Raw genomic sequence first — 24,595 nt, 5'->3', positions numbered from 1 at the left:
CACCGATGACCCGCTGGACCCCGGACCCGACGTTCTACCCCTCCCCCACGCTGGCCGCCGCCGCGCCGGCCGAGAAGCTGGCGTACGTGGCCGCGTTCGACCGCGCCGGGCGGCAACCGGACGCCATCGCGGTGCTGGACACCGACCCGGACTCCGACACGTACGGCCGGGTGGTGGGCTGGACCGAGCTGCCGCACACCGGCGACGAGCTGCACCACTTCGGCTGGAACGCGTGCAGCAGCGCGCTCTGCCCGACCGCGCCGCACCCGCACGTGGAACGCCGCTACCTGATCGTGCCCGGGCTGCGGTCGTCCCGCATCCACGTGCTGGACACCGGGCCGGACCCGCGCCGGCCCGAGCTGGTGAAGGTGATCGAGGCGAAGGAGCTGGGCGATCGCGCCGGGTACTCCCGCCCGCACACCGTGCACTGCGGGCCGGACGGCATCTACGTCTCCGCGCTCGGCGGGGCCGACGGTGCGGAGGGGCCGGGCGGCATCGCGGTGCTGGACCACACCACGTTCGAGGTACGCGGCGCGTGGGAGGCCGACCGGGGGCCGCAGTTCCTGGCGTACGACTTCTGGTGGCACTACACGCAGGACGTGCTGGTCACCAGCGAGTGGGGCACCCCGTCGATGATCGAGGACGGCATCGTCGGCGAGCTGCTGCTGGGCCGGCGCTACGGGCACGCGCTGCACTTCTGGGACCTGGCGAAACGCCGGCACGTGCAGCGCGTCGACCTCGGCGACGCCTACCAGATGCCGCTGGAGCTGCGCCCCGCGCACGACCCGACGAAGTCGTACGGCTTCGTCGGCGTGGTGATCAGCGTCGAGGACCTGTCCGCCTCGATCTGGCTGTGGCACCGCGACGGCGACGCCTGGGCGGTGACCAAGGTGATCGACATCCCGGCCGAGCCGGCCGACGCGGCGGACCTGCCCGAGCTGCTCAAGCCGTTCGGGGCGGTGCCGCCGCTGGTCACCGACATCGACCTGTCGGTGGACGACCGGTTCCTGCACGTCTCCTGCTGGGGCACCGGCGAGCTGATCCGCTACGACGTCAGCGACCCGTTCCACCCGGTGCGGGTCGGCTCGGTGCGCCTCGGCGGCATCGTCGCCCGCACCCCGCACCCGGCGTTCCCGGACGAGCCGCTGGCCGGCGGCCCGCAGATGGTGGAGATCAGCCGCGACGGCCGCCGCGTCTACGTCAGCAACTCGCTCTACGGGGCGTGGGACGACCAGTTCTATCCGGACGGGGTGGGCGCCTGGGTGGCGAAGCTGGACGTCGACCCGGAACACGGCGGCCTCGTCCCGGACCCGCGCTTCTTCCCGCGCGGGGACGAGTTCCGCGGCCGGCGGGTGCACCAGACCCGGTTGCAGGGCGGCGACGCCTCGTCCGACTCGTACTGCTTCCCGTGACCGGCGCGACCTGGGCGGCGCTGGCCGGCCTCGGCGCGTTCCACGGCCTGAACCCGGCGATGGGCTGGCTGTTCGCGGTGGCCCGGGGCCTCCAGGAGCGCCGCCGGGCCGCGCTGCTGGCCGCGCTGCCGCCGATCGCGGCCGGCCACCTGGCGTCGGTGGCGGTGGTCGCCGCGCTGGTCAGCGCGACCCGCTCGGCGACGGCCGGCACGGCGGTCGCGGTGGGCGGCGGGGTGCTGCTGGTCGGGTTCGGGCTGTGGCGGCTGCTGTCCGACCGGCACTTCCGCTGGGCCGGGATGCGGCTGTCGGCGGCCCAGCTCACCGCCTGGTCGTTCCTGATGTCGGCGGCGCACGGCGCGGGCCTGATGCTGCTGCCGGTGCTGCTCGCCGAACCGGCGGTCGGCGGCGGGCCGCACGCCGGGCACCTGGCCGCCGCGCCGGCCGGCGCGGTCACCGGGCTGGCCGCGGCGGCCGTACACACCGCTGCCATGCTCGGTGTCGCGCTGGCGGTCGCGCTGCTGGTGTACGAGGTGCTCGGCGTCGGTGTGCTGCGCCGTGCCTGGTTCAACGTCGACCGGCTGTGGGCCGGCGTGCTGGTGGCGGCCGGTGTGGTGACGCTGCTCGGCGCAGCAAACTCCTACTGATTTAATAGGAAAGGCAGCGTCGCCGAGCCCCGGAGGTCACCCATGAGTCGTGTCCCGTCCCCCGCCGAAACCGTCCACGACGCCGAGCGGAGCCGGCAGTGGCTCGCCGGCGAGGCGTACGGCGCGGGCGTCGACCGCGACGCGCTGCGGGAACTGGGCACCGCGATGGCCGCGGTCACCGCCGCCGCCGCGGAACGCGAGCCGGTCGCGGTGACCGCCGTCCCGGTCGGCGTCGACCCGCCGATCGCCAAGCCGCTGCCGCCGGAGCTGCTGCACCGGTTGGACACCAACGCCGAGATGCGCTGGTCGGCGATGGCCGGTCAGGGGTACGTGGTCCCGACGGACCGCTTCTTCGTCCGCAACCACACCGTCACGCCGCGGCTCGACCCGGCCACCTGGCGACTGTCGTTGTTCGGCGACGGGCTGCGCGGCGCGCCCACCCGGACCGCGCCTGTCGAGTTCGGCCTCGACGAGCTGCGCCGGCTGCCGGCCGAGGAGAGCACCGCGCTGGTCGAGTGCGCCGGCAACGGGCGGCGGTTCTTCGCCGAGCAGCAGGGCGAGCCGGCCCCGGGCGTGGCCTGGGGGCTGGGCGGCGTGGGCGTGGCCCGCTGGCGCGGCGTGCGGCTCGGCACGGTGCTGCGCCGGGCCGGGCTGCGCGACGACGCGGTCGACGTGATGCCCGAGGGCCTCGACCCGAACTACGTCACCGGCGGGGTCGACCTGGGCCGGGTCCGCCGGCCGCTGCCGGTGGCCAAGGCGCTCGACGACGTGCTGCTGGCGTACGAGATGAACGGCGCGCCGCTGCCCGCCGACCACGGCTTCCCGGTGCGGGTGGTGGTGCCCGGCTGGATCGGCATCTCCTCGATCAAGTGGGTGGGACCGGTGGAGGTCTCCACCACGCCGCTCTTCTCACCGTGGAACACCCAGTTCTACCGCCTGTTCGGCCCCGGTCACCCGGACGGTGGCACGGTGCTCGGCGCGCAGCCGGTGAAGAGCGCGTTCGAGCTGGCCTGGGACGCCCGGGTGCCGGTCGGCGAGGAGCTGCTGCTGCGCGGCCGGTCCTGGTCCGGCAACGGCCCGATCGAGCGGGTCGAGGTGGACACCGGTGACGGGTGGCGCGCGGCCGACCTGGTGGCCGCCGACCGGGGCGGCCCCTGGCAGCGCTGGACGGCGCGCTGGCGCCCACCGACCGCCGGCCGGCACACGCTGCGGGCCCGCGCCACCGACCGCACCGGCGCCGGCCAGCCCGAGCGGGCCGACCCGAACACGCTCGCGTACCTCTTCGACGCCGTGGTGGCGCACCCGGTCACGGCGTGCTGACGGTCAGGTAGCCCGGCGGCACCGTGTCGGTCAGCCACACCCCGTTCGCGGAGCGGTAGAAGAGGTAGCCGTTGGCGGCCATCGCGGCGGCGTCGACCGCCAACACCACCACCGCGCCGCCCCGCCGCGCGCCGACCCGCCGGGCCGTCGGCACGTCCACCGACAGGTGTACGTGGTGCCGACGCCCCCGGCGCAGCCCCTGCGCCCGGATGGCGGGCAGCACGTCCGCGGCGGTGCCGTGGAAGAGCCGGCCCGGCGGGTCGGCCGGGCTGAGGCCGAGGTCGACGGAGACGGAGTGCCCCTGGCTGGCGCGGATCCGGTCGACCCCGTCCGGGCCGGGCTCGACCGCGAAGCGCTGCTTGTCGTTGCCGGACACCACGGCGTCCAGCTCGGCACGGTCGATCCGCATCGCGGCGAGCAGGTCGGTGACCGGCACCCAGCCGGCCCGGTCGAGGGTCAGGCCGAACCGGTCGGGTCGGTGGCGCAACGCCAGCGACATCCGCTTGCTCACCCGGACCAGGTCGCGCTGTTCCATCCCGACAGTGTGGACGCTCGCCCGGACGACGTCGACCGGGTTGTCGCGGCACACCGCCCGGCGGCTTGCCGCGACCGAAACCGATCAGCGGCAGACTGCCACGGCGCGGCAGCCGACTCAGCGGACGGCAGCCGACTCAGCGGACGGCGGCCGACTTCGGGTCGGCCATCAGGCTGGCGGCGTCCACCACCTCGAAGTCGCTGCCGCGCAGGCGGTCCAGGGCATGCAGTGCGTCGTTGTCCCAGCGCGGGTCCGGTGCGCCGGAGAGGTACCAGGCCGAGCCGTGGTCGGCCACGATGAGCCCGTGGGTCCGCATCGCCTCGGCCACGATCCGGGCCTGCCGGGGCAGCCCGGACAGGTCGACCGAGCGCTTGAGCCGCAGCCGCTGGCCGAGCTGCGGCAACGCCGGGTCGGTGGCCGACGAGGCGGAGTGGCTGGCCGGCCACGTCCACCCGGTGCGGGTACGCGGCACCGTCACCCGGATCGCGTGGTCGATCCGGCCGGCCGCCACCTCGTCGTAGCGGACCAGCCCGGCCAGCACGGACAGCCCGGCCGCGTCGGCGGAGGTCCAGCCCGCCCGGCGCATCCGGTTCGACCGCAGGTCGAAGACCGCACCCGAGCCGGCCCGCCAGCCGCTACCGGACCGGTGCGCGTCGAACAGCTCGTACGCCCGGCAGGCCGCCCGGTCCCAGACGATCACGTGCCGGTCGCCGGTGCCGGACGGGCCACCCTCCACCTTCGCGTCGGGCGGGAGCGGGTACGGCCCCGGGTCGCTCTCGTCGGCGTACCCGAAGGTGACCGGAACCTTCCGCTGCCCGGCCGGGACGACGGTGACCGGGATTCCGATCGGCGCGCCCTCCCACTGCCCGGAGCCGAAGTCGGCGTGCACGTTCGCGCCGGCCCCGATCGCGCCGACCATCGCGGCCGACCGGGAGTGCACCGGCAGCCGGGAGACGTCGGCGTGCCAGACGTTCTCCGCCGGGAAGACGGTGCAGGGCCGCGCGGCTGGGCTCGGCCGGGCGCCGATGCCAGCTCGGGCGCCCGCCACGGCCGAGGCTGACAACGCGCCCGGCGTCACGCCGGTGGACCCGGGCGCCGCAGTGGACGCGGCACCACCAGCGGTGGAGGCGGCACCACCAGCGGTGGAGGCGTCCGCCGTGGCGGTGGCTCCGGGCGCCGCGGGATCAGCCCCGGACGCGGAGCAGCCGGCGGTGAGCAGGGCCAGCACAGCGACGACGGCGGCGCGGCGAGGGCGGGGACGGAGCATTCCGGCGATCCTGCCCCAACCTGCCGTCCCCCAGCAACCAGCCCGATCTGGCCGCCCGCCCTTCGATGCCGCCCCGCCCCGCCCCGCCCCGGCAGATCGTCCAGCGCCCTCACTATCCGGGACAGCTGATCCAAATGACAGGATCGACGTAGATCTTGGAAGGAATCGGCCCCTCCCAGGGCCCTTTTCTTCCACGATCTACGAGCGTTGTCCACAGGGGGCGCGCGGCGGCTCCTGTGGACGGCAGCCTTGGGGGGTGGGGAATTCCTGGGCGGGGATGCGGCGGGCGCTGCCATCGGACGACGCGGACGAGTTGACCTGGTTGTTGTTCCGTCAGGACGACGTGCTCAGCCTCGGCCAGGCACAGGCACATCTCACGCGCAAGGCGATCCGGCACCGGGTGACGACCGGTCGATGGCGTCACGCTCACCGTGCTGTTCTCGTCGCGCACAACGGCCCCGTCGGTCCCGCTCAGCTCCGGTGGATCGCGGTGCTGGCCGCCGGCCCGACCGCGCTGCTCGGCGGCATCACCGCCGCCCAGGCGGGTGGCCTTCGGGGGTTTCCGGACCGCGTCATCCATCTGCTCCTGCCCGCCACCTGCCGTCGTGCTCCGCTCCCGGCCGGGGTGCGCGCACACCGGACCACCCACCTACCCGACGAGGACGTGGTGCGGGTCGGCCAACCTCCCCGGACAACGGCTGCGCGCTCGGTCATCGACGCGGCCCAGTGGACACCTACCGACGCGCAGGCCCGAGCGATCGTCGCCGCGGCGTTCCAGCAGCGGCTGGTCGGCGGTGACGACCTGCACGAGGTGCTGAGCCGGATGCCACGAGTCCGCCGCCGGCGACTCCTGCTGACCACCGCCACGGACGCGGCCGGCGGCGCGCACTCGCTGGGCGAGTTGACCCTGCTCGACCTCGTGCGTCGCGCCGGCCTGCCCGAACCAACCCGCCAGGTGGTCCGGCGCGACGCCGCGGGCCGGCGACGCTACCTCGACGCCTACTTCGACGAGTGGCGGGTGCACGTCGAGATCGACGGCGGGCAGCATCTCGACCCGGCACACGCCTGGGCGGACACGCGCCGGCAGAACGACCTCTGGATCGAGGGCGACCGCATCCTCCGCTTCCCCTCCTGGGCCCTACGCGACGACCCGGAAGCGGTGATCGACCAGCTACGAGCCGCCCTCCGAGCCGCCGGCTGGCCCGGATGAGCCACTGCTTCCGTTCTTCAGATCTTGGCGGTTCTTGAGATCTTGGAAGAAAATGGCCCCCTATGGGGCCCCCTATGGGGGCCGTTTGGCACCAAGATCTACGGACGGCGGTCGGTGAACAGCTTGCATGGCCCTCCCGGAGGCGCTAGCACTACGAGCGGGCGTGCTATCGGGGGGTTGTCGGGCGGGCGTCAACAGCGAGCACGGCGGCGGGCGACGGGCGACGGGCGGCGGGCGGACCGACGGACGGGCGGAAGGACGGCGGACGGACGGCGGCGCGCGAACGAACGGGCGGTCGGGCGAGAGCAGGCGCCGCGGAGCGGGTGGTCAGGCCGCGGCGCGCTCCCGCAAGGGCCTGCGGCGCAGGGTGGGGTCGGTGAGCGCCGGCAGGGACCAGGCCCCGTCCGGCTGGTAGAGGTTCACCCCGGGCGGCACGATCTCGTCGATTCGGTCGAGCACCGCGTCGTCGAGCGTCAGCGTCGCGCCGGCGAGCAGCGCGTCCAACTGGTCCATGGTGCGCGGTCCGATGATGGTGGAGGTGACCGCGGGGTGCGCCGCGGTGAACGCCACCGCGAGTTGCGGCAGCGTGCAACCGATCTCGTCGGCGAGCGTCGCCAGGTCCTCGACGGCTGCGTACTTCGCGGAGTTGCCGGGCAGCGCCGGGTCGAACCGGGCCGGGGTGAGCGCCGGTCGGCCGGTGCCGAGGTCGACCGGCCGGTCCCGCCGGTAACGCCCGGACAGGAAGCCGGAGGCCAGCGGGCTCCAGACCAGCACGCCCATCCGGTGACGGCGGCAGACCGGCAGCACCGACGTCTCGATCCCGCGGGCCAGGATCGAGTACGGCGGCTGCTCGGTGCGGAACCGGCCGAGTGCCCGCCGTTCGGCGACGTGCTGCGCCTCCACGATCTCGTCGGCGGGGAACGTCGAGCAGCCGAACGCGCGGATCTTGCCGGCCCGGACCAGGTCGGTGAGCGCCCCGAGCGTCTCCTCGACGTCTGTGGTGTGGTCGGGCCGGTGGACCTGGTAGAGGTCGATCCAGTCGGTGCCCAGCCGGCGCAGGCTCTCCTCGACCTCCCGGACGATCCAGCGTCGCGAGTTGCCGCCCCGGTTGGGCCCCTCGCCCATCGGGAAGTGCACCTTGGTGGCGAGCACCACGTCGTCACGCCGGCCCCGCAGCGCCTTGCCGACGATCACCTCGGATTCCCCCGCCGAGTACATGTCGGCCGTGTCCACGACGTTGACGCCACGGTCCAGGGCCGCGTGCACGATCCGCACGCAGTCGTCGTGGTCGGGGTTGCCGACCGCGCCGAACATCATGGTGCCGAGACAGTGGACGCTGACCTCGATGCCGGTGCCGCCGAGGACGCGATAGCGCATGAGGACTCCAGGGGTGACGCCGCGCTGACCGGGCGGCGGCCGGTCCGGTCACGGTAGGGGTTCGAGTGCGCTGGAAGTCAACGGTCGGCGGCGGGCCCGCCGGCGCCGGCCAGGTAGCCGGACGCCTGCAACTCGAACAGCTCCCGGTAGGGCCCGTCCTGAGCCATCAGCGTGTCGTGGTCGCCGGACTGCACCAGCCGGCCGTGGTCCATGACGAAGATCCGGTCGGCGTGCCGGACGTTCGCGAGCCGGTGGGTGATCAGCACGACGGCCCGGTCCGGGTGCCGGCGCAGGTGCTGGAAGAGGGCGTGCTCGGCGCGGGCGTCCAGCGCCGCGGAGGGCTCGTCGCAGATCAGCAGCCGGGCGTCTCGGTAGAGGCCACGTGCGGCGACCAGCCGCTGCCACTGCCCGCCGGACAGGTCCTGACCGTTCTTGAACTGCCGGTCCAGCAACGTCTCGTACCCGAAGGGCAGCTCGCTGATCATGTCGTGCGCGGCGGCGTCCCGGGCGGCGGTCTCCACGGTGGGGCCGGCCCGGCCGACCCGGTCGTGGCGGCCGACGCGGATGTTCTGCCCGGCGGTGAACGGGAACTTCCACCAGTCCTGGCTCATCACCGCGACCTGGGCGGCGGTCTGCCGCGGGTCCAGCTCGGCGGCGTCCACGCCGTCCCAGTGGATGCTGCCGCCGGTGGGCCGGTAGAGGCCGGCGATCAGCTTGGCCAGCGTGGTCTTGCCGGAGCCGTTCTCCCCCACCAGGGCGACCACCTCGCCGCGCCGGAAGCTGAGGCTGACCTCGTCGACGGCGGCGGCCTCGGTGTCCGGGTAGCGCAGGCTGACCCGATGGAGGTCGATCCGGTCGAGCCCGTCGACCGGCCGCTCACCGCCGGTCGGGACCCGCCGACCGGCCCGGTCGACGAAGTCGCGGTAGTCCTGGTAGTAGAGGGCGTCCTCGTAGAGCGAGTTGGTGGCGAAGATCGCGGTACGCAGGCTGCCGCGCGCGGACTGCAGGGCGAGCAGCGCGGTGGCGGCCGCCGCGAGCGCGACCACACCGGTGAGCAGCAGGCCACCGAGCACCAGGTAGAGCCCGAACGTGGCGAGCCCGGTGACGGAGAGGCCGAGCGCCCGGGTGACCGTCTGGGCGCGGGCCAGCCGCAGCTCGGCGCCGGTCTCCAGACGTGTCATCAGCCGGTATTCCGAGAGCAGGAAGTCGCGCATCTGGTAGGCCCGGATCTCGGCTGCGGTGTGCCGGTTGGCCATCAGGTCGCCCAGCATCCACTTGCGCCGGCGTCGGGTGATCCGGGCGAGCCAGTCGACACGTTGCCGGCGGGCCATCCGCACCGCCGTCACCGCCTCCGGGACGGCGGCGGTGAGGAGACAGGGCAGCAGCAGCGGATGGATGATGGTCACCGCCGTCGCGGTGGCCACCACGCCGACCACGCCGGTGACCAGGTTGACCGTGTCGTTGACCAGCGACCCCGCCTCCGCCACCCCCCGGTCGCGGGCGCGGTCCATCTCCTCGGCGAAACCGGCGTCGTCGAAGGCCGCCAGCTCGACCTCGGAGGTCGTCTCGAACAGACGTTGCTCGACCGTGTAGTTGATCTGCGGAATGAGCCGGGCCTGCGCCCACCCGGCGGCGACGGTGAGCGCGCCGCGTGCGGTGACGGCCGCCGCGGCCAGCGCCAGGGCGGGCACCGCCGCGCGGATCCGCGTCGGGGTCGGACCGGCCGCGAAGAGCTGCTGGAGTACGCCCGTGGTGGCGAGCAGGCCGAGCGTGGTGAGCACGCCGGCGGCGACGTTTAGGCCGAGCGAGGCCGCGGTGTCCCGGCGGCTGCTCGACCAGGCCAGGCTGATCGCCTCGCGCACCAGCTCGGGCAGCCGACGGGCCACCGACCAGAACCCGGTCTCGGCCAGCTCGGTCGCGCGGTGCATCCAGTGCGGATCGACAAGTTCCGGCAGCGCCGACTCACCGGCCGGCTCGGCCGGCTCCGACGGGTCGGACGCGGCACGCGGATGGACCACCCCGGCCATGACACCTCCTGCGACGATCGGCAGCAGGATATTACTTTCGGCGATCTGTCGATGTCAGCCAGTGACGGCGTGTCGAACAGGTGTCGCAAGCGCGTGTCGCGCCGGACGCGCCCACCGGGTGGGTGACCGTCGGGTCGCGTCGCGACAACCGGCCGCTGGTGGCAGGCTGGTGGGGTCGCCGGCGAAGGCCCGCCGACCGCCCCGTCGTGAAGGAGAAGATCGACCCGATGGCTGTGGACGTCACCACCACGGACGAATGGCAGGCGCTGCGCAAGCACGCCGAGGCGATGCGCGCCACCCACCTGCGCGACCTCTTCGCCGCCGACGGGCAGCGGGGCGAACGGCTCACCGGCGAGGTCGCCGACCTGCACGTGGACTACAGCAAGAACCTGGTCACCGACGAGACGGTCGCGCTGCTCACCGCGCTCGCCGAGCGGGTCGGCCTGACCGAGAGGATCGCGGCCATGTTCGCCGGCCGGCACATCAACGTCACCGAGGACCGGGCCGTGCTGCACACCGCACTGCGCCTGCCCCGGGACGCCTCGCTGCGGGTGGACGGCCAGGATGTCGTCGCCGACGTGCACGCCGTGCTGGATCGGATGTCGGCGTTCGCCGACCGGGTACGCTCCGGCGGGTGGCGCGGCCACACCGGCGAGCGGATCACCACCGTGGTCAACATCGGCATCGGCGGCTCCGATCTCGGCCCGGTGATGGCGTACGAAGCGTTGAAGGCGTACCGGGACGCGGGGATCAGCTGCCGGTTCGTGTCCAACATCGACCCGACCGACATCCACGACAAGACCACCGACCTGGATCCGGCGAGCACCCTGTTCGTGGTGGTCTCGAAGACGTTCTCCACCCAGGAGACGCTGGCCAACGCCGACCAGGCGCGGCGCTGGCTGCTCGCCGGGCTGGACGCCGACGACGACGCCGTCGCCCGGCACTTCGTCGCGGTCAGCACCAACGAGCAGCGGGTCCGCGACTTCGGCATCGACCCGGAGAACATGTTCGGCTTCTGGGACTGGGTGGGCGGCCGCTACTCGCTGCCGTCGGCGGTCGGGTTGTCGGTGATGCTGGCGATCGGCCCGGACCGATTCCGCGAGATGCTGGCCGGCTACCACGCCGTCGACGAGCACTTCCGCTCCACCCCGGTCGAGCGCAACGTGCCGGCGCTGCTCGGGCTGCTCAACGTGTGGTACACGGACTTCCTCGGCGCGGAGACGCACGCCGTGCTCCCGTACGCGCAGTATCTGCACCGGTTCCCCGCCTACCTCCAGCAGCTGACCATGGAGAGCAACGGCAAGTCGGTACGCGTCGACGGCTCCCCGGTGACGTACCCGACCGGGGAGATCTTCTGGGGCGAGCCCGGCACCAACGGCCAGCACGCCTTCTACCAGCTCATCCACCAGGGCAGCCGGCTGGTCCCGGCGGACTTCATCGCGTTCAGCCGGCCCAACCACGACCTGGGCGACATGCACGACCTGTTCATGTCGAACTTCTTCGCCCAGACCGCCGCGCTGGCCTTCGGGCGGACCCGGGAGCAGGTGGAGGCCGAGGGCACCGCCGCCGAGGTGGTGCCACACCGGGTGATGGCCGGCAACCACCCGACCACTTCGATCCTGGCCCCGAAGCTCACCCCGGCGACGCTGGGCCAGCTCATCGCGCTCTATGAGCACATCGTCTTCACCGAGGCCGCGGTCTGGGACATCAACGCCTTCGACCAGTGGGGCGTGGAGCTGGGCAAGGTGATGGCCAACCAGCTCGCCCCGAAGCTCACCGGACGGAATCCGGACCTGGCCGAGGTGGACACCTCCACCGCCGAGCTGATCCGCCGCTACCGCGCCGAGCGCGGCCGCGACTGACCCGGCCGATGACGCCCGGGCGGCCGGACCGCCCGGGCGTCGCGGCAGCACCACCGTCGACCCGGGGTTCCGCGCGCCGTTCCACGGCGCGCAATCCCGCTGCTTCGTGATCACCACCCGCCACCAGCTCGACGAGCCGCCGCGCCCGGGCGTTCGAGCGGGCGCGGCGACAGGTGCGGGGCAAGGGCACTGCCCCGCACCTGGCCGGGACGCTGCCGGACCGACCGCCGCGCCGACTGCCGCGCCGCACCGCCGCCGAGACCGCCGTCGGGCTCTTCCAGACGTGGGCGGGCTGGCCGGGTCGAGGTGCCTCACGTCGGTGACCACCCCCTCGGTGCCCTGGATGGAACGCCACGGGTGAGTCAGGGCGCCGTAGACACCCATGGCGTTCCACTCAGGCCCCAGCCTGCCCGTGAGTGGAACAGCACGGGTGTGTCAGGGCCCGCTAGACACCCATGGCGTTCCACCCGACTGCCGGGCGACGCTGGACCCAGCGCCCCGCCCGCCCATCCGGTCGATCTTGGAGTTGTGGCACTTCAGATAACGGTCTGAACGGGACAATTCCTGGCACCACAAGTCCAAGATCGGCGGGGCGGGGCGGGGCGGAGGGGGTCAGGGGCGGCGCAGGAGGTCGGCGTGGGCGGCGCGGAGGGGGTCAGGGGCGGCGCAGCAGGTCGGCGTGGGCGGCGCGGAGGCGGCCGAGCGCCGCGTCGCCGGCCGGCGCGCGCCGATCCAGCTCGGCCCACGCCTCGGCGAGCGCGTCGGTGAGGGCCCGCAACTCGGCCGCGTGCCGCCGGCTGGACTGCCGGTGCAGCTCCTCCAGGCGGCGGGCCCAGCCGGCGCTGATCGCGGCGACCCGCTCCGCGTCGGCGCGGGCCTGGGCCCCGGTGCGGGCGGCCGGGGCCGGCACGATCGCGGCGATCGGGCGGGGATCGCCGTCGCGGGTGACGACGGTGACGGTGTCGGTCAGCTCGGCGAGGGAGACGAGTTGGGTGAGCCGGGTGCGGACCTCGCGCAGCGGCAGGGCGCGCGGCTGGGGGGACCGGTCGGCCAGTGCGGGGACAGCCATGGACACATGTTGACGTCCGGGTGTGACAAAAAGCCGGTCAGGCCGTCCACTCCGGTGCCAGCACCGACCAGACCTCCATGTCGGCCCGGCCCTCCGGCGCCGGCGCGGCGCCTCGCAGCACGCCGTCGCGGCGCATGCCGAGCCGGCGGGCGACCGCGATGCTGCGCTCGTTGCCGGCCCGGGTCACCCACTCGACGCGGTGGATGCCGCGCTCCCGGACCGCCCAGTCGACGACCACCCGGGCAGCCCGGGTGACCAGGCCCTGCCCCTGGGCGTCCGCCTCCAGCCAGCAGCCGGCCTCGCAGACGCCGCGCGCGGTGCTCAGCGACACCAGCAGTACGCCGCCGACGAGCGTGCCGCGCTGCCAGATGCCCCAGATCCCGCCGTCGTCGCGGGCCCACCGGTCGGCGTACGCCTGGAGGACGCGGCGGGCCGACTCGGCGTCGGTGGCCACGAACGACGCACCGACCCAGGGCGCGATGTGCTCCCGGCAGCGGTCGAGGTTGGCGAGGAACTCGTCGGCGTGCCAGGGCTGCAACGGTCGCAGCTCGGCGTCGTCGGTCAGGGCAAGCGCGAACATCCGTGCAACCTACCGGTCGGGCGGGCCGTCGCGCGCGCCGATTCCGCCGCTCACGGCCGCATCTCGTACTCGCCGGCCAGGTCGGCCACCCGCTGCCACACCCGGGCCGTGCGGTCGGCGTCGACCACCGGGCGGCGGACGTGGGCGAGCGCCCAGGCGGCCTGCTCGTCGGTGGTGGCCGGCTTGCCGTTCAGCTCGGTGGCGTAGCCGGAGAAGTCCCGCACCAGCAGGTCGAAGATCTCGTCGAGCAGGTCCGGGTCGAGACCGGTCAGCTCCGCCTGCTCCAGGACGAGCTGCCCGTAGACCACGAGCGCGAAGAGCTGGCCGATGGTGAGCAGGAAGTCCAGGTCGCGCTGCTGCGTCTCGTCCGGCGCGTGCGTGGCGAGCAGCGTGACCAACCCGTCGGCCTGTTCCCGGAACCGGGCCACGTTCGGCAGGTGGGCGTGCGCGTCGTACGCGGCGCGCCAGTCGTGGAAGCGGATCGCGCCGAGGCCGCGCGCCGGGCCCTGCCGGAACAGGAACGCGTCGTCGGCCGCGTCCCGCCGGGTCGACACCGGCGGGTGCGGCTGCGGCCGGAACAGATAGTTGGGCATGAACTTCAGGATCAGTGCCAGGTTGACGTGCACGGTGCCCTCCAGCTTCGGCAGGCCGCGGATGTCCTTGGCGGCCTTGTCGAAGTAGGTGTCGGCCTCGAAGCCCTTGGCGGCGATGACGTCCCAGAGCAGGTCGATCACCTTCTCGCCCTCGGTGGTGACCTTCATCTTGGTCATCGGGTTGAACAGCAGGTAGCGCCGGTCGTCCGGGCCGGCCGAGCGGAAGTAGTCGACCGCCCGGTCGCTGAACAGCTTCATCGCGACCAGCCGGGCGTACGCGTCGGTCAGCTCGCGGCGCACGTGCGGGAAGTCGGTGACCCGCCGGCCGTAGAGCACCCGGCCGTGGGCGTGGGTGACCGCCTCGTACATGGCGTGCTCGCAGATGCCGATGGACGCGGTGCAGAGGTTGAACTTGCCGACGTTGACCGTGTTCAGCGCGGCGTCGAACGCGGCCGGCCCGGTGTGCAGCACGTCCTCGGCCCGGACCGGGTAGTCCTCCAGCCGGAACTCGGAGACGTACATCTGGGCGGCGACCACGTTGCGGACCAGCCGGTACGCCGGGTGCCGGCTGTCGGCGGCGAAGAACACGTACCCCTCGGGGCCCTCGACGTCGGCGCGCCGGCCGAAGACCGAGACCAGGCCGGCGACGTTGCCGTTGCCGATGTAGTACTTGCCGCCGGTGGCCCGGAAACCACCCGCGCCGTCGGGGGTGAGCAGCATGTCGGTGGCGTAGATGTCGGCGCCGTGCGGCCGCTCGGAGAGGCCGAACGCCATCACGTGGCCCTGGTCGAGCAGTTCGGCGGCGCGGGCCCGGGCGGCGGCGTTGCCGCTGGACCACACCGGCCCGAGGCCGAGCACGGTGACCTGCCAGGTGTACCAGTAGCCGAGCCCGTAGAAGCCGAGGACCTCGCTGAGCGCGGCGTTGCGGGCGGTGTCCCAGCGCTTGTCGGCGTCGTCGCCGCCGTCGGCGGCCGGGGTGAGGAACGTGGCGAAGAGGCGTTCCCGGGCGGCGAAGTCGAGGAAGTCGGCGTACCACTCGCGGGCGTGGTAGCTGTCGACCAGGGCGCGCTTGCCGCGCGTCTCGAACCAGTCGATCGTGGCGCGCAGCAGCCGCCGCGAGGTCTCGTCGAGGTCGGCGGGGTCGTAGCGGTGCGGGTGGAACAGCAGCGGGTCGCTCACGCGGAGGGCCTTTCCGGGTCGAGGTCGAGGTCGCGGAGGGTGGCCAGGACGTCGTCCAGCCAGGCCAGCACCATCCGCTCGTACGCGATGCCGCCGCGCAGCACCACGTGCTGGAGCGCCGCGCGGGCGTCGGGTGGGTCGGGGTGCGGGAAGTCGCGGCGTTCGCCGGCCAGGTAGCCGGCGAGGACGGCCTCGTGGTCGGCGCGGTAGCGCTCGACCTCGGTGACCAGCGTGGCGCGCCCGGCCGCGTCGTCGAACGCGGCGCCACGGATCTTGACGGCCAGTTCGTGTCGCACCGCCTCCGGGCGCACCGGGGCGTGCAGCCAGTCGACGAGCGTGGCCCGGCCGGCCGGGGTGACCGACCAGACCGTCTTGTCCGGCAGGCTCTCCTGGCCGACCTCGACACCGGTGATCCGGTCGTCCCCGGCCATCTGTTTGAGCACGCGGTAGATCTGCTGGTGGGTGGCGGTCCAGAAGCGCCCGATCGAGCGGTCGAAGCGCCGGGCCAGCTCGTAGCCGGAGGCGGGCTGCTCCAGCAGCGAGACGAGGATGGCGTGCTCCAGCGACATGCCGGCCATCTTGCTATGCACCTTGTTGCATAGCAAGACCCAGCCGGGCGGTAAGGCACGGCGCGTGAGGGTGGTCATAACGGCTGGACGGCCGGCGACCCGGTGCTGCTAGCCTTTCGGCAGGTCATGAGCGCCAGCGTCAAGCCCCGGCTCGCTGGCCGGCAACCCTCCACCACGGTGGGGTGCTCCGGGTGAGGACCAGGCACCGGCAGCCGCCGGTGCAAGCGTGGCCTGGCACCCAGGTCAGCACCGACGGACCAGGGAGACCCATGTTCGCACCACCCCTCACCCGGGCCGGCCTCGCGCTGGTCAAGCGCCGCCACGTCGACCTGATGCGGGTGTGCAGCGACAGCTGTCGCGACGCGCGCTGAGCAGGCGTTCCACCCTCTTCCCGATCCACCCTTCCCGGCTCCGCCGTGCCCGGCGGCGCCGGCACCGACACGCGTCCCGCGTGTTCGTCCACTCTGGAGAGACATCGTGCGTATCCGTACCGTCCTGACCCGCGTCGCCGCGCTCGGCGCCGCCGCCGTGCTCGCCGCCAGCGCGCTGACCGCCTGCGGCGGCGGTGACGCCGCCGACCAGGCCGACAACCCGTACGGCTTGCTCCGACCCGGTGTGATCCGGGCCGGCACGCTCACCGACGCCCCGCCGAACGTCTACCTGAAGGACGGCGAGTTCACCGGCTTCGACAACGACCTGCTGCGCGCCGTCGCCGGCAAGGTGGGCCTCGAGGTGGAGTTCGTCGGCACCGACTTCTCCGCCCTGCTCTCCCAGGTCAACAACCGCAAGTTCGACGTCGGCAGCTCCTCGATCACGGTCACCGAGGCGCGGAAGAAGACAGTGGACTTCGGCAACGGCTACGACTTCGGCTACTTCGGCCTGGACGTGCCGGCCGGCTCCCCGATCACCGGCTTCGACCAGCTCGCCGGCAAGCGGGTGGTGGTGGTCCAGGGCACCGTGCAGGACGACTTCGCCACCCGGCAGAACCTGGACCCGGTGCGGGTGCCCGACTACAACGGCGCGGTCAACCAGCTCAAGGCCGGCACCGCCGACGCCTGGATCGCGCCCGCCGAGATCGGCGACAAGTCGGCGGCCGACAGCACCGGCAAGATCAAGGTCGCGGCGAAGCAGCTCAGCACGGCCCCCACCGCGTACGCCGTGGCCAAGGGCAACGACAAGCTGCGCGAGGCGCTGAACAAGGGCCTCGACGAGGTGATCGCGGACGGGACGTGGAGCAAGCTCCAGGCGCAGTACTACCCCGGACGGCCGATCCCGGCCGACTTCACGCCCGGCAGCGGCTCGGTGGCGACGCCCTCGCCGTCGGCCGCCTCCTGAGCGGACAGCCGGACACGAGCGGGGCGGACGGAGGAACCATGGATCCACTGAGCACCCTCTGGGAGACGTTCTTCGACTGGGACTCGATGCGCGAGGCGCTGCCCGAGATGCTGACCGTCGGGTTGCCCAACACGCTGCTCCTGGCGGTCTCCGCCGCCCTGCTCGGCTCGGTGCTGGGCATGCTGCTGGCGGTCGCCGGCATCTCGCGTACCCGATGGTTGCGGTGGCCGGCCCGGGTCTACACCGACGTGTTCCGCGGCCTCCCGGCCGCGGCCACCATCCTGCTCATCGGCGTCGGCCTGGCGCCGCTGGGCATGGCGGTGTGGGGCCCCAACCCCTACCCGCTGGGCGTGCTGGCGCTGTCGCTGATCGCCGCCGCCTACCTCGGCGAGATCTTCCGGGCCGGCATCCTGAGCGTGGAGGCCGCCCAGTTGGAGGGCGCCCGCGCCCTCGGCTTCTCCTGGGCCGAGTCGATGCGCCTGGTGGTCATCCCGCAGGGCGTACGCCGGGTGCTGCCCGCCTGGGTCAACCAGCTCATCGCGTTGATCAAGGACTCCAGCCTGGTCTACTTCCTCGGCCTGCTGGCCAGCCAGCGCGAGCTGTTCCGGATCGGCCAGGACTACGCGGCGAACACCGGCAACCAGTCCGCGCTGCTGCTGGCCGGCCTGTGCTACCTGCTGCTGACCGTGCCGCTGACGCACGCGGTCAACTGGCTGGACCGCCGGCTGCGCCAGGGCCGCCCGACCGCCCCGCCGCCCGAGCCCGAACCCGACCTGACGCCGGCCGGCGTCACCCCGACCGGAAGGGACCCGCGATGAGCACCAGCACCGCCACCTCGGTCAGCCTCGCCGTCCGCGACGTGCACCTGGCGTTCGGCGCGCACCGGGTGCTGCGCGGCGCCGACCTGGACGTGGCCCGGGGCGGCACCGCCTGTGTGATCGGGCCGTCCGGTTCCGGCAAGTCCACGCTGCTGCGCACCATCAACCGGCTGATCGAGCCGGACCGGGGCGACGTGCTGCTGGACGGCCGCAGCGTGCTGCGCGACGACCCGGACGCGCTGCGACAGCGGATCGGCATGGTGTTCCAGCAGTTCAACCTGTTCCCGCACCTGAGCGTGCTGCGCAACGTCACGCTCGCGCTGCGGAAGCTGAAGAAGCTCGACGAGGACCAGGCGGTCGCGCTCGCCCGCGCCCAGCTCGACCTGGTGGGCCTGGCCGCGAAGGCCGACGCCCGGCCGGCGCAGCTCTCCGGCGGCCAGCAGCAGCGCGTCGCCATCGCCCGGGCGCTCGCGCTGCGACCGCAGGTGATGCTCTTCGACGAGGCCACCTCGGCGCTGGACCCGGAGCTGGTCAAGGGCGTGCTCGCGGTGATGGCCGACCTGGCCGCCGCCGGCATGACCATGGTGGTGGTCACGCACGAGATGGGCTTCGCCCGCACCGTCGCCGACACCGTCGCGTTCATGGACGCCGGCGTGGTGCTGGAGGCGGGGTCGCCGGCCGCCGTGTTCGAGGCTCCCCAACACCCCCGGCTGCGACGGTTCCTGTCCCAGGTGCTCTGATCAGCCCTTCACCGCGCCGATCAGCACGCCCTTGATGAAGTGCCGCTGGATGAACGGGTAGACCGCGACGATCGGCGCGACGGTCAGCACCACCACCGCCATCTTGATCGCCTCGGTCGGCGGCATGGTCACCCCGGTGGTGCCGCCGGAGGTGTGCGGCGCCTGCCCGGCCAGCAGGTAGCTCTGGAGCACCCGCTGGATCGGGTACATGTCGTTGCGGTCGATGAACAGCAGCGCGTCGAACCAGACGTTCCAGTAGCTGACCGCGTAGAAGAGCCCGACCACGGCGATCACCGCGCGGGACAGCGGCAGCACGATCCGACCCAGCGTACGGAAGTCGCTGGCGCCGTCGATGCGGGCGCTGTCCAGCAGCTCCTGCGGGATGCCCTGGACGAACCCGCGCACCACGACCAGGTTGAACACGCTGATCGCCGGCGGCAGCACCAGCGCCCAGATGGTGTCCTTCAGCCCGAGCCCGGTGACCACCAGGTAGCGGGGCACCAGCGGCGGGTAGAGCAGGAACGGGATCAGGAAGTACGCCAGCAGCCAGCGGTGGCCCAGCGAGCCCGGCCGGGACAGCCCGTACGCGGCGAGCACGGTGACGGTCAGTGCGATCGCGGTGCCGCACACGGTGACCAGCGTGCTGATCCACAGCGCCCGGGTGACCGCCCCGCCGGCGAGGATGGTCTGGTAGGCCGAGGTGTCGATCCCCTTCGGCACCACCACCAGGCCGCCGGCGTCGGCGATGGTCTGGCGGGAGGAGAGGCTGGTCACCAGCACCACCCAGAGCGGGAAGAGCACTCCGAGCACCAGCAGGGTGAGCAGGAGCGCCTTGAACCCCTGGCCGACCGGGGTCGGTGGTTCCTCCCACACCGGGCGGCGGGGGCGCGTGCCGGATGGCCGGCGGATGGTCACGGTCATGACTTCGAGTAGATCCCTCGTTCGCCGAGCAGGTGCGCCACCCGGTTCGCGGCCAGGATGAGCACCAGGCCGATGACGGCCTTGAACAGGCCGGCCGCCGCGCCGTAGCCGTAGTTCCCGGTGGCGATGGAGAAGTGGTAGACGAAGGTGTCGAGCACCTCGGCGGCCTGCCGGCCGACCGCGTCGCGTTGCAGCAGGAACTGCTCGAAACCGACCGAGAGCGCGTCGCCGAGGCGCAGGATGAGCAGCAGGATGATCACCGGGCGCAGGCCGGGCAGCGTGATGTGCCAGAGCCGCCGCCACCGTCCGGCGCCGTCCGCGGCGGCCGCCTCGTAGAGGTTCTGGTCGATGGTGGAGAGCGCGGCCAGGAACACGATGGTGCCCCAGCCCACGTCCTTCCAGACCGCTTCGGCGGTGACCAGCACGATGAACGTGTCCGGGTTGGTCATCACGTTCCACGGCTGCATGCCGGCGTCGCGCATGGTCTGCGCCAGCAACCCGGCCCCGCCGAGCATGGCGACGAAGAAGCTGATCACCAGCACCCAGCTGAAGAAGTGTGGCAGGTAGACGATGGTCTGGACGAACCCGCGCAGCCGGCTGGAGAGCAGGTTGTGCAGCATGACCGCCAGCAGGATCGGCAGCGGGAAGAAGAACACCAGCTGGAACGCGGTGATGGCGAGGGTGTTGCGGAACGCGTCCCAGAACGCCGGGTCGTCGAAGAGGAGCTGGAACTGGCCGAAGCCGATCCAGTTGCTGTGCGTGAACGCCGACCACGGGTTGTCGCCCAGGTAGGGGTTGTAGTCCTGGAACGCGATGACGTTGCCGGCGATCGGCAGGTAGCTGAAGATCAGCAGCACCAGGAAGCCGGGCGCCACCATGGCCAGCAACTGCCAGTCCCGGCGCAGCCGGGTGCGCAGCGGCACCCGGCGACGGCGGGGCGTACGGGCCGGTGGGGCCGGGTCGCCGGGTCGGGCCCGTGCGGGCCCGACCGCGACGGCCGGCTCGCTCACTTGGCCCCCTTGGGCAGCGAGTCGGCGAGCAGCTTGCGGGCTTCCTCCCCGCCGTTGGCCTTCCACTCGGCGACGATGGCGTCCACGTCGCCGAGCGGGCGGCGGCCGCGCTGGATGTCGGTGAACTTGTCCTCGGTCGGCACCTGGTTGGCCTTGTAGGCGGCCGGCATCTCCAGCTTGACGCCGTCCCAGGGGTCCTTCTCCATGAACGTGACCATCTGGTTGGAGTAGTTCAGGACGTCCTGGACGTAGCGGGGGGTGTCCGGGTAGGGCCCGATGGTGGGGTTACGGCCGCTGATGAAGAAGTACTGGTTGGCGATCTCCTTGAACGCCAGGTCGGTCTTCACCGGACCGTTCGGCGACTTGGTGTGGTGCTTTCCCTCGACGCCGAAGTCGCGGAGCTGCGCCTCCTGGCTGCCCAGCGGCGCGGAGCACCAGTTGATGATCCGCAGCAGCTCCTCGATCCGCTCCTTGCCGACGCCCTTCTTGATGAAGGTGAAGGAGATGGGCTTGTCGTCGCCCCAGACGAGCGGGTCGCCGCCGGTGGCGGAGAAGATCGGCACCGGCTGGATGTTGAGCTTCGGGTTGGTCTTCTGGTGCTCGGCCTGGGCGCCCTGCCAGAAGCCGACGCCGGCCTGCTTGAACACGATGGCGCCGTTCTTGGCGAACAGCGTGTTGGCGTCCGCGCCCTTGCTGGCCACGACGTCCGGGTGGACCAGACCGTCCTTGTAGACCTGGACCATCACCTCCAGCGCCCGGCGGAACTCCGGGGTCTCGTACTTGAACTCCGGCGTCCCGTCGGAGCGCAGCCGCCAGCCACCGTTGGAGCCGGGCACCTTGTGGAACATCTGGATCATGGCGAAGACGTCGTCGAACGCCCACACCTTGCGCGCCGGGTCGGTGACCTGCTTGGCCATGGTGAGCAGCTCGTCGAGGTTGCTCGGCACGGCGAGGCCGCGCGCGTCGAGCAGGTCCTTGCGGGCGAACAGCGCCCAGGGGAACGGCCCGTCGGTGGGGTTGGGCACCGCCATCAGCCGCCCGTTCCAGACCGCTTCGCGCCAGGCGCCGGTCGGGAAGCTGGCCAGCATCGGGTACGCGTTGGCGGCGTCGCCCTTGAGGTGGTCGGTGAGGTCCTCGAAGAGCACCTTGATCGCCTCGGCGAAACGCGGGATCTTCTCCACCTCCCACCCCGGCACGCAGACCAGCTCCGGCACGTCCCGGGCGCCGAACATGGCGTTGAGCTTGTCGGCGTAGGTGTTGCCGTCCTGGATGGTGAAGGTGACGGGCGTGCCCAGCTCGGCGTTGACCGCCTGGAGGTAGGCGCTCTGCGCGACGCCGGGCGGCGCCGGGCCCCAGGCGGGCGTCATCGCGGTGACCTGCTTGCCACTGGTGCCGGGCTTGTCGGTGATGGCGTCGACCAGGGTGGCCGGGTAGCTGGTGTAGCCGTCGGGCACCGGCCGGGTGCCGACGATGTCGGGTTTGACGGCGCCGGCCAGGTCCTTGCGCGTCGGCAGCACGCCGGAGACGGCGTCGAGCTGCTGGGCGCCGCCGGAACCGGTCGGCTTCTCGGAGCAGCCGGCGAGCAGCGGGCCGCCGGCGGTGGCGGCCACGCCGAGACCGACCAGGCCGAGGAAGCGGCGGCGGGTGGCGCCGGGATCGGGGTGGTGCACGCTCATCGATACCCCTTCGGGAGGGATGCATTCGTATGGATGAGCAACAAACTAACTTCGACCGTGAGCTTGCACAAGAGCGAACCGGGACCGTCCGTCAGGCTCGGCAGCGGTCGGAGAGCGCGTACCGGGTGAGCACCACGTCGCCGATCTGGCGCACCTCGACCACCCGGGCGCGACGACCCGGGTGCCAGGGGAAGCGGCCCTCCCCCACGAACCGGGGCGCCCGGCCGTCCCCCACGAAGAACGGCGCAACCACCAGATGCAGCTCGTCGGCGAGGCCGGCGGTGAGGAACTGGCGGTGCATGGTGCCGCCGCCCTCCACCATCAACCGGCCGACCCCGCGCCCGGCCAGGTCGGCGACGACCACCTCCGGGGTGACCGGCTCACCGGCGTCGACCACGGTAGCCACCGCGCCGACCTGCTCCCGGGCCTTCTCCACCACCCCGCTCGGGCAGTAGACCAGCTTGGCGCCCTCGCCGACGGTGAAGAACCGGGCCGCCGGGTCGAGGTCGCCGCTGCCGGTGACCGTCACCTTCACCGGCGACGGGGGCAGGCCCCGCGCCACCCGCTCGGCACGCCGCCGATCGCTGCGCACCAGCAGCCGGGGGTCGTCGCGGCGGACCGTGGCCGCACCCACCATGATCGCGTCGCACCCGGCCCGCGTCGCGTCGACCCGGTCCAGGTCGTCGTCGTTGGAGAGCAGCAGTCGCTCGGTGGTCGCGTCGTCGATGTAACCGTCGATCGACATCGCGCAGCTCAGCAGCACGTACGGGCGGGTGGTCACGGCACGAACGGCAGGTCGAGGGCGTGGTCGGCGCGGGTGACCTTGGCCGCCAGGTAGTCGGCGTTCGCCGGGGACAGGTGCACGCCGGTGACCACCCGGTCGGCCACCGTGACGCCCAGCCGTTCGAGTTGGGCCACCTTGTCCGGATTGTTGCTCAACAGGGCCACCCGGTCCACGCCCAGCGCGGCGAGCATCTGCGCGGCCACCGTGTAGTCCCGCTCGTCGGCGCCCCGACCGAGCGCCAGGTTCGCCTCGTACGTGTCCAGGCCGTCGTCCTGGAGGGCGTACGCGTCGAGCTTGGCGTACAGACCGATGCCCCGCCCCTCCTGACGCAGGTAGAGCAGGTAACCACCGGCCTCGGCGATCCGCTCGACCGCCTCCCGCAGCTGCGGGCCGCAGTCGCAGCGCTGGCTGCCGAACACGTCACCGGTCAGGCACTCGCTGTGCGGGCGGACCAGCGGCGGGTCGGCGTCGGCGTAGGCGCCGAGGCCGAACGCCAGGTGCTCCCGGCCGTCGGCCAGGCCGTGGAACGTGTGCACCAGGGCGGTGGTGGCATATCCGTCGGGGAACCGAAGCGGGACCGTGACCCGGGTCCGGACCGTCGCGCTGGGCAGGGTTTCGTCCATGGTTCTCCTCCGTCCGGTCGCCGGGCTGACCGGCGACGCACACCTCGCACCCTCACCGTATGCGGGATCACCGACAGTTGCCGGTCGGGCGCAATAGCAGCACCACGGCGCCGGGCAGGCTGGCCACCAGCACCAGCGCGCCGTAGACGGTGCCGGTGGCCACGCCCTGCGCGGCGGTCAGGCCGGCCGCCGCGAACGCCCAGGCGGCGACGCCCTCACGCGGCCCGAAGCCGCCCACGTTGAGCGGCAGGGCCATGGCCAGCAGCGCGAGCAGGGTCAGCGGCAGCAGGCGGGACAGCGGCGCGTCGGCCCCCGCGGTGCGGGCCGCCACCACGAACGTGGCCAGGTGGCCGGCGAACACCACGGTCGAGGCGATCACCACACCGGCCCAGGTCCGCCGCCCCAGCAGCCCGGCGCGGACGTCGGCCAGCGCGGTACGCGCCGCCCGGGCGACGCGGGACGCCCCGGCGCGGGGCACCGCGCGGGCCGCCAGCACCAGCGCCACCGCGGTCACCACCCCGACGGCGGCCAGCACCGGCAGGTACCGACGGACCGGGGACGGGAACGCGGCCAGCACCGCCACCGCGATGACCACCTGCACCACCTGGCCGGCGGCACGCTCCCAGACCACCGCGCGGACCCCCCGGGCCACGTCCCCGGCGTCCCGGCCGTGCCGGACCGCCCGGTGCACGTCGCCGAGCACGCCGCCGGGCAGGGTGGAGTTGAGGAAGATCGCCCGGTAGCAGTGCGCCACCGCGGCGCGCATCGGCAGCCGTACGCCCAGCCCGCCGGCCACCAGCGACCAGCGCCAGGCGCCGCTCACGGTGGTGACCACGCCGATGCCGAGCGCGGCGGCGAGCGCCGGCGCGTCGATCAGCCGCAGCCCGGCCAGGAACGGGCCGGTGCCCACGACCGTGACCAGCGCGGCGAGCACGGCCAGCCCGGCGGCCGGCCGCAACCAGGCCCGGCGGGTCCAGGCCCAGCGCTCCCGGGCCGGGCGCGGCCGGACCGGCACGGGCGCGGCGACGGCGACGTGTGACAAAC

General features: G+C 73.0%; 22 protein-coding genes and 1 riboswitch. Of the genes, 8 read left to right on the top strand and 14 right to left on the bottom strand.

Features of this window, described 5'->3' with window-relative positions; genetic code table 11:
* Nucleotides 1-5: 5 nt before the first annotated feature.
* The 3 genes from ACH495_RS12590 to ACH495_RS12580 are packed head-to-tail and all read left to right on the top strand — an operon-like array spanning nt 6 to nt 3,376.
* Complete coding sequence (locus tag ACH495_RS12590) at nt 6-1,412, top strand: selenium-binding protein SBP56-related protein (protein WP_396857836.1); 1,407 nt, start codon at nt 6-8, stop codon at nt 1,410-1,412.
* The gene (locus tag ACH495_RS12585) at nt 1,409-2,056 is read left to right on the top strand and encodes a hypothetical protein (protein ID WP_396857835.1); all 648 of its coding nucleotides are present in this window, start codon (nt 1,409-1,411) and stop codon (nt 2,054-2,056) included. Before ACH495_RS12590 ends, ACH495_RS12585 begins: the two co-directional genes overlap by 4 nt.
* Nucleotides 2,057-2,098: 42 nt before the next feature.
* Entirely contained in the window at nt 2,099-3,376 is a 1,278-nt protein-coding gene (locus ACH495_RS12580) for a sulfite oxidase (protein WP_396857834.1), read from the top strand.
* Here the strand turns inward: ACH495_RS12580 and ACH495_RS12575 are convergent.
* Nucleotides 3,363-3,911 carry an RNA 2'-phosphotransferase gene (locus ACH495_RS12575; protein WP_396857833.1) on the bottom strand — a complete coding sequence of 183 codons (549 nt, stop codon included), beginning with the start codon at nt 3,909-3,911 and terminating at the stop codon, nt 3,363-3,365. The genes ACH495_RS12580 and ACH495_RS12575 overlap by 14 nt on opposite strands.
* 136 nt (nt 3,912-4,047) lie before the next feature.
* The gene (locus tag ACH495_RS12570; RefSeq protein WP_396857832.1) at nt 4,048-5,178 is read right to left on the bottom strand and encodes a hypothetical protein; all 1,131 of its coding nucleotides are present in this window, start codon (nt 5,176-5,178) and stop codon (nt 4,048-4,050) included.
* Nucleotides 5,179-5,434: 256 nt separating this feature from the next.
* Between ACH495_RS12570 and ACH495_RS12565 the strand changes: the two genes are divergently transcribed.
* Nucleotides 5,435-6,388: an endonuclease domain-containing protein gene (locus tag ACH495_RS12565; protein ID WP_396857831.1), complete on the top strand. Its 954-nt coding sequence runs from the start codon at nt 5,435-5,437 to the stop codon at nt 6,386-6,388.
* Nucleotides 6,389-6,715: 327 nt separating this feature from the next.
* Here the strand turns inward: ACH495_RS12565 and ACH495_RS12560 are convergent, their stop codons facing one another.
* Both ACH495_RS12560 and ACH495_RS12555 read right to left on the bottom strand, forming a co-directional pair.
* Nucleotides 6,716-7,765, bottom strand: coding sequence for an aldo/keto reductase (locus tag ACH495_RS12560; RefSeq protein WP_396857830.1), 1,050 nt, complete (start codon nt 7,763-7,765; stop codon nt 6,716-6,718).
* Between the two features lie 77 nt (nt 7,766-7,842).
* Nucleotides 7,843-9,792, bottom strand: a complete 1,950-nt coding sequence (locus ACH495_RS12555; protein ID WP_396857829.1) for an ABC transporter ATP-binding protein — start codon at nt 9,790-9,792, stop codon at nt 7,843-7,845.
* Nucleotides 9,793-10,019: 227 nt separating this feature from the next.
* On the opposite strand from ACH495_RS12555, the gene pgi reads away from it, so the two are divergent.
* The gene (pgi, locus tag ACH495_RS12550; protein WP_396857828.1) at nt 10,020-11,654 is read left to right on the top strand and encodes a glucose-6-phosphate isomerase; all 1,635 of its coding nucleotides are present in this window, start codon (nt 10,020-10,022) and stop codon (nt 11,652-11,654) included.
* A 655-nt stretch (nt 11,655-12,309) separates the two neighbouring features.
* On the opposite strand, the gene ACH495_RS12545 is transcribed toward pgi, so the two are convergent.
* The 4 genes from ACH495_RS12545 to ACH495_RS12530 are packed head-to-tail and all read right to left on the bottom strand — an operon-like array spanning nt 12,310 to nt 15,644.
* Nucleotides 12,310-12,723 (bottom strand): type II toxin-antitoxin system Phd/YefM family antitoxin, encoded by a 414-nt coding sequence (locus tag ACH495_RS12545; protein WP_396857827.1) that lies wholly within the window; start codon nt 12,721-12,723, stop codon nt 12,310-12,312.
* A gap of 37 nt (nt 12,724-12,760) precedes the next feature.
* Complete coding sequence (locus ACH495_RS12540) at nt 12,761-13,303, bottom strand: GNAT family N-acetyltransferase (protein WP_396857826.1); 543 nt, start codon at nt 13,301-13,303, stop codon at nt 12,761-12,763.
* 50 nt (nt 13,304-13,353) lie between these two features.
* Complete coding sequence (locus ACH495_RS12535) at nt 13,354-15,075, bottom strand: acyl-CoA dehydrogenase family protein (RefSeq protein WP_396857825.1); 1,722 nt, start codon at nt 15,073-15,075, stop codon at nt 13,354-13,356.
* On the bottom strand, nt 15,072-15,644 hold the full coding sequence (locus ACH495_RS12530; protein ID WP_396857824.1) for a PadR family transcriptional regulator: 573 nt from the start codon (nt 15,642-15,644) through the stop codon (nt 15,072-15,074). Before ACH495_RS12530 ends, ACH495_RS12535 begins: the two co-directional genes overlap by 4 nt.
* 122 nt (nt 15,645-15,766) lie before the next feature.
* Nucleotides 15,767-15,877: riboswitch (SAM riboswitch) on the top strand.
* Nucleotides 15,878-16,121: 244 nt separating this feature from the next.
* On the opposite strand from ACH495_RS12530, the gene ACH495_RS12525 reads away from it, so the two are divergent.
* From ACH495_RS12525 to ACH495_RS12515, 3 genes are read left to right on the top strand one after another with little or no spacing between them, the layout of a single operon-like run.
* On the top strand, nt 16,122-16,979 hold the full coding sequence (locus ACH495_RS12525) for an ABC transporter substrate-binding protein (RefSeq protein WP_396857823.1): 858 nt from the start codon (nt 16,122-16,124) through the stop codon (nt 16,977-16,979).
* A gap of 38 nt (nt 16,980-17,017) precedes the next feature.
* On the top strand, nt 17,018-17,797 hold the full coding sequence (locus ACH495_RS12520) for an amino acid ABC transporter permease (protein ID WP_396857822.1): 780 nt from the start codon (nt 17,018-17,020) through the stop codon (nt 17,795-17,797).
* Nucleotides 17,794-18,537 carry an amino acid ABC transporter ATP-binding protein gene (locus ACH495_RS12515; protein WP_396857821.1) on the top strand — a complete coding sequence of 248 codons (744 nt, stop codon included), beginning with the start codon at nt 17,794-17,796 and terminating at the stop codon, nt 18,535-18,537. The genes ACH495_RS12520 and ACH495_RS12515 overlap by 4 nt, the downstream gene beginning before the upstream one ends.
* On the opposite strand, the gene ACH495_RS12510 is transcribed toward ACH495_RS12515, so the two are convergent.
* The 6 genes from ACH495_RS12510 to ACH495_RS12485 form a co-directional block, all read right to left on the bottom strand.
* Nucleotides 18,538-19,458, bottom strand: coding sequence for a carbohydrate ABC transporter permease (locus tag ACH495_RS12510; RefSeq protein WP_396857820.1), 921 nt, complete (start codon nt 19,456-19,458; stop codon nt 18,538-18,540). It lies immediately after the preceding gene.
* Nucleotides 19,455-20,468, bottom strand: coding sequence for an ABC transporter permease (locus tag ACH495_RS12505; protein ID WP_396857819.1), 1,014 nt, complete (start codon nt 20,466-20,468; stop codon nt 19,455-19,457). The genes ACH495_RS12510 and ACH495_RS12505 overlap by 4 nt, the downstream gene beginning before the upstream one ends.
* Nucleotides 20,465-22,144, bottom strand: a complete 1,680-nt coding sequence (locus ACH495_RS12500; protein WP_396857818.1) for an extracellular solute-binding protein — start codon at nt 22,142-22,144, stop codon at nt 20,465-20,467. The genes ACH495_RS12505 and ACH495_RS12500 overlap by 4 nt, the downstream gene beginning before the upstream one ends.
* A gap of 91 nt (nt 22,145-22,235) precedes the next feature.
* Complete coding sequence (locus ACH495_RS12495) at nt 22,236-22,925, bottom strand: RibD family protein (RefSeq protein WP_396857817.1); 690 nt, start codon at nt 22,923-22,925, stop codon at nt 22,236-22,238.
* Nucleotides 22,922-23,551: a GTP cyclohydrolase II gene (ribA, locus tag ACH495_RS12490; protein ID WP_396857816.1), complete on the bottom strand. Its 630-nt coding sequence runs from the start codon at nt 23,549-23,551 to the stop codon at nt 22,922-22,924. The genes ACH495_RS12495 and ribA overlap by 4 nt, the downstream gene beginning before the upstream one ends.
* A 67-nt stretch (nt 23,552-23,618) precedes the next feature.
* A complete protein-coding gene (locus tag ACH495_RS12485; RefSeq protein WP_396858048.1) occupies nt 23,619-24,566 on the bottom strand; it encodes a lysylphosphatidylglycerol synthase domain-containing protein in 948 nt (315 codons plus the stop codon).
* Nucleotides 24,567-24,595 lie beyond the last annotated feature (29 nt).

Origin of the sequence: Micromonospora sp. NPDC018662, assembly GCF_044391475.1 — a bacterium.
GTDB lineage: Bacteria > Actinomycetota > Actinomycetes > Mycobacteriales > Micromonosporaceae > Micromonospora.
This window is presented reverse-complemented; position numbering and strand designations above follow the sequence as displayed.